This is a genomic window from Thermococcus sp., assembly GCF_027023865.1.
GTDB lineage: Archaea > Methanobacteriota_B > Thermococci > Thermococcales > Thermococcaceae > Thermococcus.
Window position 1 is genome coordinate 66732 of record NZ_JALVUC010000011.1, and the last position, 16504, is coordinate 83235.

16 protein-coding genes and 1 rRNA gene are annotated in these 16504 nt (G+C 52.8%); 4 read left to right on the forward strand and 13 right to left on the reverse strand.

All coding sequences use genetic code 11. From position 1 onward, the window contains the following. Positions 1-25: 25 nt before the first annotated feature. Positions 26-604, forward strand: coding sequence for a cyclase family protein (locus MV421_RS03425; RefSeq protein ID WP_297417129.1), 579 nt, complete (start codon positions 26-28; stop codon positions 602-604). On the opposite strand, the gene MV421_RS03430 is transcribed toward MV421_RS03425, so the two are convergent. Continuing rightward, the gene (locus tag MV421_RS03430) at positions 589-951 is read right to left on the reverse strand and encodes a ribonuclease P protein component 4 (protein ID WP_297417125.1); all 363 of its coding nucleotides are present in this window, start codon (positions 949-951) and stop codon (positions 589-591) included. The genes MV421_RS03425 and MV421_RS03430 overlap by 16 nt on opposite strands. Position 952: 1 nt before the next feature. Continuing rightward, positions 953-2467 carry a hypothetical protein gene (locus MV421_RS03435; RefSeq protein ID WP_297417122.1) on the reverse strand — a complete coding sequence of 505 codons (1515 nt, stop codon included), beginning with the start codon at positions 2465-2467 and terminating at the stop codon, positions 953-955. Between the two features lie 55 nt (positions 2468-2522). Between MV421_RS03435 and rrf the strand changes: the two genes are divergently transcribed. Together rrf and MV421_RS03445 are read left to right on the forward strand one after the other, a co-directional pair. Continuing rightward, positions 2523-2644: ribosomal RNA gene (gene rrf / locus MV421_RS03440) — 5S ribosomal RNA — on the forward strand. Between the two features lie 76 nt (positions 2645-2720). After that, positions 2721-3800, forward strand: coding sequence for a hypothetical protein (locus tag MV421_RS03445; protein ID WP_297417275.1), 1080 nt, complete (start codon positions 2721-2723; stop codon positions 3798-3800). Here MV421_RS03445 and MV421_RS03450 read toward each other — a convergent pair. Beyond that, the gene (locus MV421_RS03450; protein ID WP_297417119.1) at positions 3765-4511 is read right to left on the reverse strand and encodes a PH0542 domain-containing protein; all 747 of its coding nucleotides are present in this window, start codon (positions 4509-4511) and stop codon (positions 3765-3767) included. The two genes, MV421_RS03445 and MV421_RS03450, sit on opposite strands and share 36 nt — an antisense overlap. 69 nt (positions 4512-4580) lie before the next feature. On the opposite strand from MV421_RS03450, the gene MV421_RS03455 reads away from it, so the two are divergent. Further along, positions 4581-5864, forward strand: coding sequence for a PQQ-binding-like beta-propeller repeat protein (locus tag MV421_RS03455; RefSeq protein ID WP_297417116.1), 1284 nt, complete (start codon positions 4581-4583; stop codon positions 5862-5864). 17 nt (positions 5865-5881) lie between these two features. On the opposite strand, the gene MV421_RS03460 is transcribed toward MV421_RS03455, so the two are convergent. From MV421_RS03460 to MV421_RS03505, 10 genes are read right to left on the reverse strand one after another with little or no spacing between them, the layout of a single operon-like run. Then, on the reverse strand, positions 5882-6907 hold the full coding sequence (locus MV421_RS03460) for a CheF family chemotaxis protein (RefSeq protein ID WP_297417112.1): 1026 nt from the start codon (positions 6905-6907) through the stop codon (positions 5882-5884). A gap of 19 nt (positions 6908-6926) precedes the next feature. After that, the gene (locus MV421_RS03465) at positions 6927-7676 is read right to left on the reverse strand and encodes a hypothetical protein (protein WP_297417110.1); all 750 of its coding nucleotides are present in this window, start codon (positions 7674-7676) and stop codon (positions 6927-6929) included. 34 nt (positions 7677-7710) lie between these two features. After that, on the reverse strand, positions 7711-9954 hold the full coding sequence (locus tag MV421_RS03470; RefSeq protein WP_297417107.1) for a methyl-accepting chemotaxis protein: 2244 nt from the start codon (positions 9952-9954) through the stop codon (positions 7711-7713). Positions 9955-9968: 14 nt separating this feature from the next. Then, positions 9969-10457 (reverse strand): chemotaxis protein CheD, encoded by a 489-nt coding sequence (locus MV421_RS03475; protein WP_297417104.1) that lies wholly within the window; start codon positions 10455-10457, stop codon positions 9969-9971. 3 nt (positions 10458-10460) lie between these two features. Then, positions 10461-11186, reverse strand: coding sequence for a chemotaxis protein CheC (locus tag MV421_RS03480; RefSeq protein WP_297417101.1), 726 nt, complete (start codon positions 11184-11186; stop codon positions 10461-10463). Beyond that, on the reverse strand, positions 11183-11818 hold the full coding sequence (locus tag MV421_RS03485) for a chemotaxis protein CheC (RefSeq protein ID WP_297517835.1): 636 nt from the start codon (positions 11816-11818) through the stop codon (positions 11183-11185). The genes MV421_RS03480 and MV421_RS03485 overlap by 4 nt, the downstream gene beginning before the upstream one ends. Next, a complete protein-coding gene (locus MV421_RS03490) occupies positions 11808-14129 on the reverse strand; it encodes a chemotaxis protein CheA (RefSeq protein WP_297503757.1) in 2322 nt (773 codons plus the stop codon). Before MV421_RS03490 ends, MV421_RS03485 begins: the two co-directional genes overlap by 11 nt. Next, positions 14101-15213 carry a chemotaxis response regulator protein-glutamate methylesterase gene (locus MV421_RS03495; protein ID WP_297417088.1) on the reverse strand — a complete coding sequence of 371 codons (1113 nt, stop codon included), beginning with the start codon at positions 15211-15213 and terminating at the stop codon, positions 14101-14103. The genes MV421_RS03490 and MV421_RS03495 overlap by 29 nt, the downstream gene beginning before the upstream one ends. A 15-nt stretch (positions 15214-15228) precedes the next feature. Continuing rightward, positions 15229-15591, reverse strand: coding sequence for a response regulator (locus MV421_RS03500; protein ID WP_297517838.1), 363 nt, complete (start codon positions 15589-15591; stop codon positions 15229-15231). Continuing rightward, a complete protein-coding gene (locus tag MV421_RS03505; protein WP_297417272.1) occupies positions 15566-16429 on the reverse strand; it encodes a protein-glutamate O-methyltransferase CheR in 864 nt (287 codons plus the stop codon). Before MV421_RS03505 ends, MV421_RS03500 begins: the two co-directional genes overlap by 26 nt. Positions 16430-16504 lie beyond the last annotated feature (75 nt).

Sequence of the window (16504 nt, forward strand, 5' to 3'; positions counted from 1 at the left end):
ATACACCCATTACTCTGGTGGGCACATGATAATCGACCTCTCCATTCCCATATCCGAGGAGACCCCGCTCTACCCCGACGACCCGCCGGTGAACATAAAACTCTGGGCGGTTATAGACAGGGACGGCTACTACATGAACGTCATTAAGATGGGGGAGCACACCGGCACTCATGTCGATGCTCCAGCCCATTTCATAGCTGAGGGCAAGACGGTTGATGAGCTTCCGCTCGAGAAGTTCGTCGGAGAGGGCCTCGTTCTTGACGTTCGCGGTGGGGAAGGAGAGGTAAAGCTTGAGGAGATCCCAGATTCAGGGTATTTTGACAGGGTGGTTCTGTTCCTCACCAACGGAAGGGAACTTTCCCCCGAGGTTGCTCTGTTCCTCGTGGCAGAAGGGGCTAAGGCCGTCGGCATCGATGCTATGAGTATAGGGGATGAAGCCGTTCACAAGATACTCCTGAGCGCCGAGGTTCCAATTTTTGAGAACCTGGCAAACCTTGAGGAACTTCTTGAGAAAGAGTTCACGTTCATAGCCTTTCCGCTGAAGATAGAAGGCGGCTCGGGAAGTCCGGTGAGGGCCGTCGCGATGCTTCACTCAGATGACTGACGTCGTTTCTCCTTCTGCTCCCTTAGATAGGGATAGCGAGCTATGTGTCCGCATTTGAGGCACTTAACCACCACGTGGGGATAGGGTCTGCTCCTGAGCCTTACAATTGCGTTTTTCCCAGGGACTAAAAACGAGTGACACCGTTTACAATACCTCCTCTTCCACTTCCTCGGCATCCTTATCCTTGCCTTCTGCTGAATAGCGAGCGCTATCTCAACGTAGCGGTTGGCAAGGTTTTCATCGTAGGGATAAACCTTCTCAGCCAGTGTGAAGAGCGTTTCCACCCTCTCCCGCGCTATTCTCTTCTTTTCCCTCTGTTCTTTCTGCCTGATGAACTTCTTTGACATGCTACCACCCAATTATTTTCAGCCTTCCGGGGAACGGTTCGTAGACGTAGCCCGTGGCCATGAGCTTCTCCACCACCCCAAGGGCATCCCTCTCGGAGAAGCCTTCCCGCACAAGCTCGTGTATAAAGTCCTCCTTTGATACCCCTCCGGTGCGGCTTATCGAGGCAAGGTCGTTGAGTATCTCCAGTGCCCTCCTTGCCTTGAGGCTCCCGGGTATGTACATTTTGTACTCCTTTAAAAGCCTCATCATTTCCTCGGGATTATCTTTGAGAACCACCATCCACTCGTTCACAAGGGTGTTGTTTATCAGCCTGACATCCCTCGCCGCTTTTTTGGTGGCCCTTCCCCTGAAGCGCACTATCGATCCAAACAGCCTCCTCCCGAGTTCGGCGCGGAGTTTTACACTCATCGGGCCGCTTGGGGCTGTAAGTGCTCGAAATTCCTCCCCGTAGTCGTTCCTACTCTCTTGGAGCCACCGCAGGAACTCCTCCTCCATTGGTCTAGTCCTCTTCGCGTCCAGAGCAGAGTACCTGTCCCGATTCATGAAAATCGTCACAAGGAGGTTTGGAATAAGCTGGAAGAACTCCCTTCTGGCCTCAAAGTAGGGCTTCTCTTCCGAGGAAATGAGTACGAATGGGGTCTCCGCCAGTCTCGCCATCCTGTCGAGGGGTCTTGCCTCGACGTTCTTCGGAAGGAATCCTATCGCCCTCTTGGAGGTGATGGCTTTAAGCGCCCACTTCACAGGATTTACAAGCCCCTTCTTTGTGTGGGGAGCATAGTAGCGAATATCGCTTCCGTTGGGGTCTGAAAAGCGGAAGTCAAGTCCCAAAAGTGGGTCGTCTGCCTCTATAACCTTCTTCCTTCTCAGCTGAACCTCCTTTGGTAAGGCTGAATGGAGACTTTTGAGGACGTTCCAGAGGGCCAGCACCTCGGATTCGTCTTTATATCGTAATGCGAGGAACTCAAAGCCCTCCCCCCAGCTTTCTCCGGGAATGTACGGGACGCCGTGAATTGAGTAGAGAAGAGTATTACGCATCTCATCACGGAGATAAACGCTCCCCTCAAACAGATCAATTGTCTCATCCCTGCTGAGGGCGAACTCGCTGTAATCCTTCCAGTAGTCGGAGTAGTCCAGCCCCTCAATGGAGCGCGCCCGTACCATCCGGAGGTTGCCCAGGGGATACGCGTCTAGGATGCCCTTTACGATGACGTAGCTCCCGGGCTTTACCTTCCCTACAAAGGAGGTTTTATCATCAACCCTAACGACGGCGTAGGCTCTGAACTCTCCCCGGGGGAGACTTGCCAGTTCTGACGGTGGGAGCGGTGAGAGGAACAGATAGAGGGCATCCCTGGGTGCGTTAGGGGTCTTCCTGCCTGTCATGAAGCCCTTTACCTCAGCTTCTTCCCCGATTCTGAGGTTCTGAAGCTTTTTTTGAAACTCTCTGAGTCTTTTCCCCGGGCTGAGTGGATCCTTTCCATTCTCCATCCTTAAAAGCTCAAGCAGTTCTTCCTCCATTGATCTACTTTATGACCGTAAGATTTATAAACCCTCCGCGACAGGTATGTATTGGTACGGCGGTCATAGCGGTGGGGTCATACCCGGTCTCGTTTCGACCCCGGAAGTTAAGCCCGCCTGCGTTTCCGGTTGTACTGCCCTCCGGGAGGGGGTGGGAAGCCGGAAACGCCGCCGGCCGCTATATCCTTCTAGAGTAACCACCTACACAAAAGCTATTTAAATTTCTCCGTCGACTTTGTAACGGTTGGTGGTTATGCTCAAGAAGTCAAAGAAGCAGGGACTGGGCTGGGACTACATTAGAGACAGGCATTCCTCTGCCATAGACGAGCTTAAGACCCTCCGTGACTGGGACGGTATTAAATCTGCCATTCCTGAGTCCGAGCACCTCGGCGACTACTCTCTTCTCGCCCTCGAAGCCGTCGCAGCGACAATCCGCGAGCTTCGCCTAGACCGCAGCATGTTAGCAGAGAGGATAGAGATTCTAAACAAGAAGTCCGAGGAACTCAGCACCGCCTACAAGAACGATATCATGGCTCTTGAGAAGCGCATCAAGGAGCTTGAGGATCACATCGCGGAGATAGAACAGAGAACCCTCTTTTTGGACAGTGTTGAGATGCTCATACCGAGGATAAGCGAGATAGAGGAGCGCTTTGAACGCCTGCCAATGGAGATAACCAGGAGAATGGAAGAGCGTTATGGCGGGAGAATCGATGGGTACCTTAAGAAGGAGCTTGAAGGACGCCTTAAGGAGTTTGAGGAGAAGTTAAAGCGGGATATTTTTGGGGTCAGCGTCAACCTCGCTGAAACACTCAGTAACATACAGCAACACTACGAGGAGCTTGTGGAGGAGAACGCCCGCCTACGCTCTACCGCCACTGAAAGAGACGAACTCAAAAAGGCCCTCGTTGGAAAAGAAAGGGAAATCGAGGAGCTGAAGTCTAAGCTGGTGGCCCTGGAGGAGATGTCGAAGCGGGTTGATGCACTCAGCAGGAGGCTCTCCGAATATGAAGCCAAGGCCTCCCAGCTGGCCCTCGTTAAAAAGCACTTAATTGCAATAACCGGGAAAAAGGATCTGAATGAGGCCCTGAAGGTTCTGAAAACCCAGTTCGTTCCAAAGTCTGAGCTTGAGAATACCCTCAAAGAAGTCAGGGAGATGCTAACTGAGATGGATGAAGTCCGCCGGGAGAACGAGAGACTCAGGGGTGAGAACGAGAAGCTTAAAGAGGCCCTCAAAACACTCATTCAGGAGAGACTTGAGACAGGAACGCCGGAGGAAGGTGAGATCCCAGAAGGTAAATCAGGAGCTTCTCTCAAGGATGGTCAGTCTGGTTAACCCGTCTTCGATTTTCTTCATGACGAGGTCGCTTCTCTCGTCCAGCCCCTCAAGTTTTGACCGGATTATTTTCCCCAGCTTTGGGTTCAGTTCTGAGATGTGCACCAGAGTCTCCACGGCGCTTGCACGCACTATCTCGTTCCTGTCATGGAGGAGGGCAAGGAGCTTTGGTAGGAAGGGCGTCACGTATCTCAGCCCGTTCTCCCCGAGGGCCGAGATGAAGTTCAAAGCGGTCAACTTGTCGGTGCTGTCCTTGGAGACAAGCATGTAGCCGATATCCCTGAAAACATTGCCCAAGAGAGACGGTTTGACCCGTATTATCTCCTCAAGAACGTAGGCCATGTTAACCTTTATCTTTGGATCCCCAACGCGGTAGTTGGCGAAGACCGCTGGAACGACCTTTGAGACCCTCTTCGGGGCGACTTCTGCCATGACGCCGAAGGCTCTTGCTATCTCCTGGGTTAAGGGTACAGCCTCGCTCTTTCTGAGCATGACCATGAGCTTTGTTATCAGGGACTCGTGGAGCTCGGGGGTATCCCTCAACGCTTCCATAACTACCCTAAGGGCGTTCTTCTGCACCGTCCACAGGTCGTCGTCGAGGTACTTTAGGATATCCCTCAGGAACTCCTTGTCGATTGTGGCCCTCACGATGAGCTCGTCCATGTGCTCGCCGGTTGCAAGTGCCTCCCTGACGTCAAGTTCCTCTTCCATTGAACCACCAGTTTAATTACCGCAAAGGTTTATATAAGCTTTTCACTTAACTGCATTGAGGGATAGGCCATGAAGAGGGGAGTTTCAGTGATTCTAATGACACTACTGGCTCTTTCCGTGCTCGGGACTGTCCTGGCCGCCAAGAATCCAGTACTATGGAAAGGTTCCGTCTGTAGTAACGTTAAGTACCAGAAAAGCATCGAAGCCGTGGCTATAAGCAACGGTCGAGTTTACGTAGGTTGCTCATATAGGGAGGTGGCTAACGCGAGTGGCATGATTGAGATATACTATCAGGGCAGGTTGGCGGCGTACTCCTCCAACGGAACGCGCCTCTGGCAGAACGATTCCGGCTACGTTGTCAAGCTCTATCCCCTTCGGGATGGGAAAATCCTCGTCGGAAGCTTTGGCGGCTTTATCACGTTTGGTAGGAATGGGAGGTTCCTCTCAAGAAACCTAACCATTAATAAGCTCTACGACTTCCAGGTTGTTGGCGGTAAAGTTTACGCGGTCGATGGAGGCGTTTTCATTCAAAACAATAGCATCCATTACATCGGTCACCTCTACGCGGGAAGAATTGTAAACGACAGTGTTATCCTTGGGAGGCCAATAACAAACTTCACGAGCATGACCAGCAGGGTTCGCGTTGGTAAGGGGATAATCTACGTCGGGGCCGGCTTCCCGTCTGGCTACGTCGGACCCAGCCAGTTCGGCTACATCTATGGTGTTCTGCCGAACGGGACGATTAAATGGAGTATAAACACGGGAAGTTGGGTCCGCGACATGGAACTCCTTAACGGAGATCTAATAGCAGGAACCGGCTATGGAAAATCCAATGGCTGGCTTTATCGGGTTTCTCCATCCGGCAAAATTCTGTGGAAGAAGGTCCTCTTTTACACCGAGGACATAGATGTCGCTGAGGGTAAAATCTTCGTCGGCGGAATGGGGGACGAAGGTGGAGTCCTCGCGGCCGTTGACCCCCAAACCGGGAAGGTTCTCTGGGAGAAGGACTTCCCCTACCGCGTCAAGGTGGTTCGCTACGCCGATGGAAAGCTCCTTGTAGGTGTTGGGAAGTTCCAGAGCGTCAACCAGAATGGAAGCTCTATCGTTTACAGCGTCGGCTCCCTCTACGCGGTCAGTCCAAGTGACGGTAAGGTTCTTGGAGAACTGCCCAACATAGGCTACGTCAGGAGCATAGCGGTTGAAGGCAACACCGCGGTGGTCGGAACCGCCAGCTCGAACTTCTATGTCGTGGACGTGAAAGCGCTTGCAGGAGAATCCGGAGAAAAGGGAATCTGCGGGCCGGCCTTTGTGGTGGTCTTGGCGCTTCTGCCCCTACTTTGGAAGAGGCGCTGAATTCTTTCTTTTTGATTTTACATCGCCACGAGACCGTACTCTATAAGCTTGTTGACTATCTTCCTGCCCTCCCTCGTGAGGTCGACTACCTTCCTTATCATGACTATCTTGAGGAGGCCCTTGTCTATCATCCTATCGTATATCTCCTCTATCTCCCTCTCGTCCAGACCGAGGAACTGGTGCACCTCGAGCGGGTTCAGGCCGGAGTAAAGGGCCATGAGTATCTGCTTCTCCATCTCATCGAGGCTCTCGAGCTCCCTGAGTTCCTTCTCCATGACTTCCTTGAACTCGGCTTGGAGCGTGGGGAACTCCTTCGAGACCTTCATAATGAACTCGAAGTAGCCGGGGATGTACTTCAGCAGGTAGCGGAGGACGTATAATCTCGTCTTCTTCTCCGGGATGTAGAGAAAGGATGTAACCGTCTCGTCTACATAGAAGTGTTTTATCTTCCACGCCTCCACATTCTTCCCGTTCATGTCCACCTGTTCAACGTCCAGATCCTCCACGTCTGAGAATACTGGGATGGGCTTCCTATCGGGGTCGAGGACGACGATGTTCCTCTCCGTTTTTCCCCTCTTGGCGGACTTGACTGACACTATCCTTAGCGAGCCATCCGTCCACTGCGACTCCATGTTTATTGCTCCACCTTTAACCCTCGCGAGAAGGAGCTTAACCGACTTTCCGTTGATAAGAGTCTCGAATATCGTGTGTACAAACTCCTGGAACTTGTTCTCATCATATATAAGGAGGTTGTCCCCTATCGTGAGGATGAGGGTTAAGTCACCCCTCCCGGGGACGTAGAATTTCATCCCAAAGTGCTCCTTCTCAGGGTTGAGCTTGTGACTGTCGGGAACGTTCACGTTTATATCCGACAGCGATGAGAATGGGAAGCTGTCCTCCCCAACGACCTCCCCCATGCGGAGATACCTCAGAATAACCCTATCATTCTGGATGGTGCCTATAGCATCCCTCCATGTAACCCTTCCAGAACCCTTCCATGATGAAATTAGGGCTGCCTTTACCCTGGTCTCTGCTATCGTCATGGTTCATCCCCTGTTGCCCTCATGTAAGGGCGCCGTACTCCTCAAGTTGCCTCTCCATCTTCTCCACCTTGGCGCGGAGTGTCTCGCACTCTTTGGAGAGCTTTATCTCGAGCGGCGTAACGGCCGGGTTCTCTCCCCTACCACTTATGAGGTCATCGAGTACGTTGATGGCACTATTTATATTGCTTGTGATTCTGATGAGCGCCTCCTCCGGAGGAAGCGTCATGCTGTTCTTCCCGTCCCTGCTCCTCACGACTATTGGGAGCTTCGTTTTGGCTATGTAGTTCATCATCGTGTTGAGCTTCTCCCTATCCTTCTGGCTCGGGAACTTGGCGAGCCAAAGGCGCTTGAACTCATCCATCTCGGAGAGCACCTTCATGAGGAATGCGTTGTACTCGTCCTCCGTAACGTAGCCGAGGGTGTACCCTCTGGCCACATCAAGGAGCATGAAGAGCTTCTCCTTCCTGCCCTTTGCCTCGTCGAGAACTTTCTCGACCTTCTGGTCTATAACCTGTCTGAGCTTCTTTATAAGCTCCTCCTCGTTGACGCCGGAGACGCTCATCTTCTCCTTTGGCTTTTCCTCTACCTTGGACTCTTCGTGCTTTTGCCTCTGTGGGGTGCTCTTCCTGTCCTCTTTGAGTTCCCTTTCAACGAGCACCGTGTAAAGCTCGCCCATCTGGTTGTTTATGGTGCTTGAGATTATGTACGCTGACAGGATGGTGCCCACCAGCACCACGACCACCATGACTACCACCATTACCCAGTCCATACTACCACCTCCAAAGGGAAATAGGGGAAGGAGTTCAGAGCTTAAACCTACTTATGATTTCCCTAAGGTTCTGGACGATGTTCTTGAGGTCGTTCGCGGCCCTATGTAGCTCCTCGGTTGCAGCCGTCTGCTCCTCGACGGCAGAGCTGACCTCCTCGGCCGAGGCCGTCGTCTCCTCCGCTGAGGCGGCGAGGTTCTCAAGCGACTTCAGCGCCTTGTCCACTTCATCCTGTGTCCTGACTATCTGCTCCTTGACTTCACCCATCCTTCCGCTGGCGTCTTGCAGGAGGTCCGCTATGTTGGTGAGGTAGTTGATGGTTTCTCTCAGTGTCCCAGCACTTTCTCCGACAACGTTGACTCCCGTCTCGGTGCTTGTCACCGCGTCGTGTATTTCGGTGGTTATCTGGTCGATGATATTTTTGATATTGTCTGCCGCGCTCTTGCTCTCCTCCGCGAGCTTCCTTATCTCCTGGGCGACGACAGCGAACCCCCTTCCGGCCTCTCCAGCACGGGCAGCCTCAATGGCCGCGTTCAAAGCAAGGAGATTTGTCTGCTCTGCTATGTTGGTGATGACGTTGGTTATCTCTTCGATGCTCCTGCTCATCTCCGCAACCTTGGTTACAGCACCCTCTATCTTGTTCATCGTCTCCTGGATGCTTTCTATTTGTCTGACTGAGGTCTCACCCTTCTCTCTACCCTCGTTTGCGATGCTTACGACCTCACCTACAGCCTCCTCAAACTCGCCCATCGCCCTGACGCTCTCGGCACTGCTTTCAGCAACGAAGCGCATTCCTTCGGTTATCTCGTTGATGTTCTCCTGTTGCCTCTGAGCCTCTACGCTCACCTGTTGCACCGCCTCGTTCACCTGGTTGATGGCTTCCGTAACGTCGGTTGAAATCTGGGTAAGAACGTTGGCCCTCTTCTCAAGCTCGTCCGTGACGTGAACTACTTCAGCGATGAGACCCTTGAGCTTGTGTGTCGTGTCGCGGAGGTCTTCTAAGATGTCCCTAAGTTCTCCCCTTGCCTCGATGCTCAGACCGTTGCTGAGGTCTCCCTCCGAGAGACGCTCTAATTTTGAGGCGATGGTGTCAAGGGTTCCAACCAAGTCTTTTCCAACAGCCTCGAAGGCTTTTATGAGCGCTCCGATCTCGTCGTCCTCTATGTAGTGAATTCTCTTGAGTCTCTCGTTGACCTCGCTCAGCCTTCCCTCCGCGAGGGCCTGAGCAACGTCCCTCAGCTGTTCAAGCGGTTTCAGCGAGCTGTCAACTAGCTTGTAAGTTATGAAGACCATTATCAGTGCTATTATGGAAAGGATCGTGGTTATGAGTATTGCCGACTCTGTCATTGTGTTCTTCGTGTTATTTACAACTTCTATAGTGCCCTTGCTTATCTCGGATAGGGGGACCTTGGAGAAGACGTACCAGCCGGTGCTCGGTATCTTCGTTCCGGCCGCAACCGCTGTTACACCATTCCATGTATATGTCACGACTGCATGATCCTGACCGCTCTTTATGATATTTGCTATGGGTTTGAGGGATGGCTCTTTGAAGACGTTGAGTTTCATTATGTAGTCATGGTTCGGGTGCATGTATACTAATCCGTTCTGACCGACAACGAAGGCATAGCCGGTGTCTCCAATTTTGACGTTGTCTATCATCTTGGTCAGTTCATCGATGAAAACGTCGAGACCGATGACACCTACGAGCTTCCCGTTGTAGTATACGGGCATGGAGAATGTAACCACCCACTTTCCGGTTGATGCGTCCTTATAAGGTTCGCTCCAGACCGGGCTGTTCTTCGCAAGGGCATCCTTATACCACGGTCTCACGCGCGGGTCATATCCCTGTGGAAGCTTAACTTTGGGGTAAATGAACATGTTGCCGTTGACGTCGCCGAAGTACACCGCGCTGAGCTTGGGCTGGGCCTCGGCTATCACCTTGAGGTGCTCAAGGAGTATGGGTCTGAGCTTATCAGCGTAGCCCGGGGCCCCGAAGTTAACCCCCTCATCCTTCAGTTCGTTCAGGGAAATCACCGTCAGCTCGGCCGTTGCCCTACCAAGCATCTCCACGGACTGGAAGAACCCCTCGAACTGATCTGCTATCCCCTGAGACTTTGCTGTAACCACTTCCTTGGCCTGCTCCCCGACGACGGGCTGCATCTTTTTCCCTATGGCGTTCGCCATGTGATTCCCTGCGTAGAGCATCATCCCCGCCGCTATTGCCGTAACGAGCAGCAGGGCAACCACCATAATGCCAAGTACCTTCTTTCTAAACTCCATACACCCGGCACCTCTCAGTACGTCTTTTCCAGCACTTTTCCATTCGATACCTTCCGCGTTTTGACTTTACCCGTTGAGAGGTCAAGGTAAATCGTCCTTCCTCCCTGCCCTCCTGTGTCCTCAGCCACGAGCCTGATTCCAAGCTTTTTTAGTTCCATTTTGGCCACCTCGACATTCCTTTTACCTATCATGAGCTTCTCGTTGCTGACGTTGGTGAACATGTGTGCACCTCCGAAGAGCTTTGCCTCTGTCCTCCGGGGGTTGCCTCCGAGCTTTTGAATATCCTTTATCAGCAGTTGCAGGCCTGTGTCCACGTACTTGGCTGGGTTGCCCTTGTTGCCGTAGTATGAAGCCTCCGGAAGGAGGGCATGGAGTAGGCCTCCAACCTTGCTGATGCGGTCGTAGAGGGTTATGCCTACGCAGCTGCCCAGTCCGTAGGTGCTTATTATCCCGACCTTTTTTCCTACTGCGTAGTCGCCGATCCCCACTTTTATCTCCTGCAACGCTCAACCCTCTCCGGCTTCTTCGTTCATTTGGGCTTTTTCCTCCGCCGCAGGCTCTTCCTCCGGGGCACTTCCTCCGCCCTTATCACCTCCTTCGGGGACAGCCTCTTCAGTTTCCTTAACCTGAGCTTCGAGCTTTCCAACCAGCTTATCAAAGGCGTCCTTCGTCGGCACAAGGTAGAACAGGCTCTCAACGCCGGTGTTCTCCTGATAGAAGCGCGTCTTGAACAGTATAACATCTTCCACGTCCCTTAGATCTGGTCTTGAAAGCTCCTTCTCCACGTCGTAGAGACCTTCAGCGGGCTTAGGGGGACTCAGCGAGACAGGTTCCTCTATCAGCTTCGCTAGTATGTCCGTGTACACTGAAATCAGGATGTTGCCTATCTCCATTATCGCCGAGCGTCCCATCTCGTCTATTCCTTCATCCCCCGGATCCATTCCAATCAAAAGTGAGACTAGGGACTTCGCGCTCTCCTTGGGGAACTGGAGTATGGTTAAGCCTCCAAGCCCCTCGGTTATGTCGAATATCACAACAAAGCTGTTGCTTATGCCCTTTGAGGCGAGGGCCGCGAGGAACTGCGCCCTGGGAACCACCTGCACCTCGGGGGGTTCCATCTCCATCTCTCCTATCATGTTGGAGAGAGCCGTTAGCGCGTGGCTCATCGCTATGTTGGACGCCTCGCGGAAGATGTCCTGATACCAGTCCGAAAACCAGCTCTTGTGGCTCATACAAATCCCCCCAGCAGGGTCTCAACTATCCTCTTCATGGACTCTAGGTTGGGAAGTATCATGAAGTGCTCCTTGAACTCCACAGACTCCATCGTTATTTGAGTCCTAAGGAGGATGGTGTAGTCGCAGTGCTGACCGATGTCGGCGAGCGCGAAGTCGAGTATGGCGGGAGTGAAGTCTATTGCGAGATCCGGTGGCGTCTGTTCTATCTCCGCCCCAAGGAACTCGCTGAGTGCGTTGGCGAAGGCCGAGATGAGGATGTTTCCGCCCCCCATTATCGCGGACTGCACCATCTCGTTGAACTCAGTCGTGCTTCCCGGGGGCATGCCCATCATCATGTCGAACATCTTGAGTGCGTCACCGAAGTCTATGAAGAAGAAAGCGTGTCCGCTGAAGCCGCCGCTTAGACCTATATACACGGCTATTTTGATGTCCTCCCCGACCTTCTCGGGAACGTTCTTTATCAATGAGACTTCTATCTGGGGGACGGTTATGTTTACTGTCAATCCGGTCATCTGGCTGAGCGTGTCGGCGGCTCTGGAGGCCCCTATATTGAATGTTTCAACCAGTGCACTCTTTGCGAACTCGTCGAGGTTTTTGATATATCCCTCATAGTCCTCCTCAGATGCCACTCCTACCACCACCGAGCAGTCCGTTTATTTCTATGATGAGAACGACGCTTCCATCTCCGAGTATTGTCGCACCCGCGAAGCCATTGATGTGGGACAGCATTTTGCCGAGGCTCTTGATGACTATGTCCTTTTTGTGAAGAAGCTCATCAACACCTATGGCAATTTTCTGGGCACCCAAATCAATCACTATCGCCGGGAACTCCGGCTTCTCCTCAACAGCGAGTCCAAAGAGTTCGTGGAGCATTACAACAGGGATTATCTCCCCGCGCAGGACTATCACTTCCTTGCCACCGATGCTCTTGAGGTTCTCGCGTTTTATCTCGATGCTCTCGAGGATGTTGTTTATTGGCACCGCGTATATCTCGCCCTGGACTTCGACGAGAAGGGCCTGTATGATAGCCATGCTCACGGGCAACTTGAGCACGAAGGTGCTTCCCTTTCCAACCTCGCTCTTGACGGAGATGGTTCCGTTGAGGCTCTTCACGACGTCCTTTACGACGTCCATTCCGACGCCTCTGCCTGAAACGTCCGTCACCTGCTCCTTCGTGCTGAATCCCGGCAGGAAAATTAGGTTTATCGCCTCCTCGTCGCTCATCTCGGCGGCCTGCTCCGGTGTTATGAGGCCCTTCTCTATGGCCTTGGCCTTTATCTTGTTGGGGTCGATACCCCTTCCGTCGTCCCTGACTATTATCTCAACGTGACTCCTCTCGCGCTTTGCTATGAGTTCGACCCTTCCCACCCTTGGTTTCCCAGTTGCCTCTCTCTCCTTAGGCGGTTCTATCCCATGGTCGATGGCGTTCCTAAGCAGGTGAACGAGGACGTCGCCGAGCTTGTCGAGTATAGTCCTGTCAACCTCTATATCCGCCCCCTCTATTACGAACTCGACCTCCTTGCCCATCTTTCTGGCAAGCTCGCGGACCATGCGTGGGAACTTGTTGAAAACTTCCGCGACGGGCGTGAGGCGCATCTCCATTATCTCGTCTTGGAGTTCCGTGAGGAGCCTGGAGAGCGTTGACAGCGTCTCAAGAAGCTCCCTATCTCCCAGCCTCTCGGCAATCTGCTCAAGGCGGCCCTTCGTGATGACAAGCTCGCCCACGAGGTTCATCAGCCTGTCGAGGTGGGCAACGTCCACCTTGATTATTTTGGAGACCTTGACTTTGGGGGTGGGGATGCCCTTGTTTGACTTCTTGGTTTTTGAAAGCTTCTTCTCAGTTTTGGCCTCCACTTTCTCCTTCTTTTCATTGACCTCAATTGCTTCCCCTTTCTCGACCCTGACGTTCTCAACGTCTGGATGCTTGCGGACGACCTTCTCTATGTCGCCAGGGGAGACACCTGTTTTGAGGAGTACCTTGAAATAGTAGCCGTCGATTAGGTCGCCGTTCTGGATGCCGCTAACCTCTGGAAGGGTTCTCTTTACCATTCCGAGCTTCTCAAGATCCTGGAGAACGAGGTAGGAGCGCACTCCCTTCAATGGGGCGTCCTTCTGGAGGTAAACGGTGACGGTGTAAACGTTTACCTCGTCGCTTTCCTCTCCTTTCTCTTCAACCTTCGGAGGCTCTGGCGAGTATTCCTCGACCTCCGCTTTCTCCACCTCTGGATGCCTCGTTACGACTTCCTTCAGCTTTTCGGAGCTTTCCTCTGTAGCTATGATGAACTCCAGAACGTCAACGTCCGCCTTCCCGTCCTCGATAACCTTTCTCTCAGGTTTTGTGTCGAGTATCTCGCCGAGTTCGTCGAGGTCTGAGAGAATCAGAAACGCCCTAACTCCCCGGAGCTGGGCGTCCTTGTAGAAGTAGACTTTCAGACGATAGACCGGCATGTTCTCCGGGGGTGCCTCTTCAGTGGGCTTCTCGCCGTCTTCCGCTGGTGATTTCTCTTCGGGAGTTTCCTTCTTCTGCTCTCCACCACCTTCGAAGAACTTCTGGGCCTTCTCAAACAGTTCTTCTATGTCGAAGTCTCCCTCGTTTCCCTCCTCCTCGATGTTGTTGACCATGCCTTCTATGACATCTAAGAACTCAAGGAGGACGTCTATAAGCTTGGGAGTGGGTTCCACCTTCCCGCTCCTCACGAGGTCAAAGAGATTCTCCATCTTGTGGGCGACCTTGCTGAGGGTCATAAAACCCATAGTGGCTGCGGTTCCCTTGAGGGTGTGTGCGTCCCTGAAGATCTGGTCTATCATGGTCTTCTTCTCTTCCTCACTTCCACCCTCCTTCACTATCTTCTCGAGGCTGAGGATTGCGTTGCTTAGGCTGTCTATCCTGTCCCTCGCATCGGCAAGAAACTCATCTAGATACTGTGAAAGGTCTTCCACCGGCACCACCCCGGTTAACCTTGTTCACTGCCATCACAACGGTCTCTGCGATTTTACCGAGGGGCACAACGTAGTCAACCATGCCGGTCTCTATGGCTGCCTTTGGCATTCCGAAGATTATTGAGGTTTCTTTGTTTTGAGCTATTGCTATCCCTCCCCTCTTCTTGATGGCCACGATTCCCTGCGCCCCGTCGCGCCCCATGCCAGTCATCACGACGCCAACGGTTCTCCTTCCAAAGGCTTCCGATGCAGTTATCATCATCGGGTCCGCGGCCGGTCGTACCCCGTGCATCTTGGGCTTTTTATTGAGCGTTATGACCGGTTTTCCTGCCCTGAGTTGGACCTCCATGTGATAGTCGCCGGGAGCAACATAGGCCCAGTTCTCTTGTATCGACTCGCCGTCCTCTGCTTCCTTTACGTTTACCTTACTCAGCCCATCAAGCCTCTTGGCAAAGGATCTCGTAAATCCCGGTGGCATGTGTTGGACGAGAAGTATCGCCGCCCTCAGGTTCTCTGGGAACTTGGGGAACACCTTAAGGAGGGACTGTGGGCCACCCGTCGATGATGCCATCGCGACAACTGTCCTAGCTGGGGTGCTGGGCTTCCTAACTTTGCTCTTCTGTGCCCTCAGGAGCCTCGTTCTTCGGAGTTCAAGGAAGCGCCTTGGAACCTTAGCTGCCTCCCTTATCTTGGAGATTATGTCATCCTTCATTTCCTTCATGTTAATGGAAATAGACGAACTTGGCTTGGGGATGAAGTCAATCGCGCCGTACTCAAGGGCCTTTATTGTTGCATCCGCCCCTTCTTGTGTTAGGGCGCTCACCATTATTACCGGCGTTGGGAACTGCCTCATTATCACCCTGAGGGCATCAAGGCCGTTCATGCGGGGCATCTCAATGTCAAGGGTAACGACGTCCGGTTTGTGAACCTTGACCGCATTTATTGCCTCTACTCCGTCCCTCGCTTCACAGCAGACCTCAAGCTCGGGATCGGAGTTGATTATATCCCTGAGTATCTTTCTCATGAAGGCGGAGTCATCGACGACGAGCACCCTACGTTTCCTATTGGATGAGTTCAGCGGCATCATTATTCACCCTACCTAACTCGAGAGTACGCGGTTTATCTCTTCCAGCACTTTAGGCGCTTGAAACGGCTTGACGATGTAGCCCGAAGCTCCTGCCTTAAGGGCCTCCATGACCTTGCCTTCCTGTCCAACCGCGGTTATCATGATTATCTTAGCGTTGGGATCGAGTTTCTTTATCTCCTGAACGGCGCTTATACCGTCCATCTCGGGCATGACTATGTCCATCGTCATCACGTCTGGGCTGAGTTCCTGGTACCTCTGGACAGCCTCCTTACCGTTTCCAGCTTCCCCGACAACCTGGTGCCCGCCCTGCGTCAGTATCTTCTTCAGGAGCATGCGCATAAACGCGGCATCATCTACCACCAAAACCCGTGCCATGCTTCTTCACCTCCAGGTTCTTGCGATATATCCTTGCGACGAGGTCGTACAATTTGAACAGCCTTGCGGCGTTGCCGAGTATGGTCTCGGTCTTGCCGAGGATCAGATAACCGTGATCCTCAAGGGAGTCGTAGAGTTTAGCAAACACCTCTTCCTGGGCGTCCCTCTTGACGTAGATGAGAACGTTCCGGATGAATATGACGTCGAAGCCCTTCGGATACTTCGAGCCGAAGAGGTTGAATTGCTGAAATTTCACGAGTCTCTTAACCTTGGGGGCTATGCGGTAGCGCTCGTCGCTCACCCTTGTGAAGTACTTGGGTATCATGTGCCTTGGGGTCTGCTTCTCCACAACGTCCGCTGGATATTCTCCGCGCATGGCCGTTGCCAGGGCCTCCCTGTCTATATCCGTGGCGAGTATCTGAGCCCTGAATCCACCGAGGCTCTCGCCGAGTGCCTCGTAGAGGGTCATCGCTATCGAGTAAGGCTCCTGTCCGGTGGAGCAGGCAGCACTCCATATCCTTATCAGGCCGTTGTGGTGCTCCTTCTTGTACTTCACAAGCTCGGGGATTACCTTCTTCTCAAAGGCTTTCCACACCACCGGATCCCTGAAGAACTCGGTCACGTTTATTGCAACCGTGAGGAGCAACTCATCAAGCTCCTGTTTGTTGGTCTTGATTATTCTGTAATACTCGAGGTAATCCTTCACCCCGAGCTTCCTCATCCTTGCCCTTATGCGCCTCATCAGGTATGTGTCCTTGTAGGCGTCACTGCTAACCTTGAGGTGCCTGAACAGCTCGACCTTGATCTTCACGTACCCGGGGTCCTTTACGTCCATCATCTTGCCATGCATCCCCTTGGGTTCTATCCCAAACTAACACCATACCATTGCAAACTTTACAGAAATTCTATGAGT

Bases quoted from the DNA above. Each gene is read 5' to 3' on its own strand.
- MV421_RS03425 (WP_297417129.1), top strand. From the start codon at position 26: ATGATAATCGACCTCTCCATTCCCATATCCGAGGAGACCCCGCTCTAC.
- MV421_RS03430 (WP_297417125.1), bottom strand. From the start codon at position 951: ATGTCAAAGAAGTTCATCAGGCAGAAAGAACAGAGGGAAAAGAAGAGA.
- MV421_RS03435 (WP_297417122.1), bottom strand. From the start codon at position 2,467: ATGGAGGAAGAACTGCTTGAGCTTTTAAGGATGGAGAATGGAAAGGAT.
- MV421_RS03445 (WP_297417275.1), top strand. From the start codon at position 2,721: ATGCTCAAGAAGTCAAAGAAGCAGGGACTGGGCTGGGACTACATTAGA.
- MV421_RS03450 (WP_297417119.1), bottom strand. From the start codon at position 4,511: ATGGAAGAGGAACTTGACGTCAGGGAGGCACTTGCAACCGGCGAGCAC.
- MV421_RS03455 (WP_297417116.1), top strand. From the start codon at position 4,581: ATGAAGAGGGGAGTTTCAGTGATTCTAATGACACTACTGGCTCTTTCC.
- MV421_RS03460 (WP_297417112.1), bottom strand. From the start codon at position 6,907: ATGACGATAGCAGAGACCAGGGTAAAGGCAGCCCTAATTTCATCATGG.
- MV421_RS03465 (WP_297417110.1), bottom strand. From the start codon at position 7,676: ATGGACTGGGTAATGGTGGTAGTCATGGTGGTCGTGGTGCTGGTGGGC.
- MV421_RS03470 (WP_297417107.1), bottom strand. From the start codon at position 9,954: ATGGAGTTTAGAAAGAAGGTACTTGGCATTATGGTGGTTGCCCTGCTG.
- MV421_RS03480 (WP_297417101.1), bottom strand. From the start codon at position 11,186: ATGAGCCACAAGAGCTGGTTTTCGGACTGGTATCAGGACATCTTCCGC.
- MV421_RS03495 (WP_297417088.1), bottom strand. From the start codon at position 15,213: ATGCCGCTGAACTCATCCAATAGGAAACGTAGGGTGCTCGTCGTCGAT.
- MV421_RS03500 (WP_297517838.1), bottom strand. From the start codon at position 15,591: ATGGCACGGGTTTTGGTGGTAGATGATGCCGCGTTTATGCGCATGCTC.
- MV421_RS03505 (WP_297417272.1), bottom strand. From the start codon at position 16,429: ATGATGGACGTAAAGGACCCCGGGTACGTGAAGATCAAGGTCGAGCTG.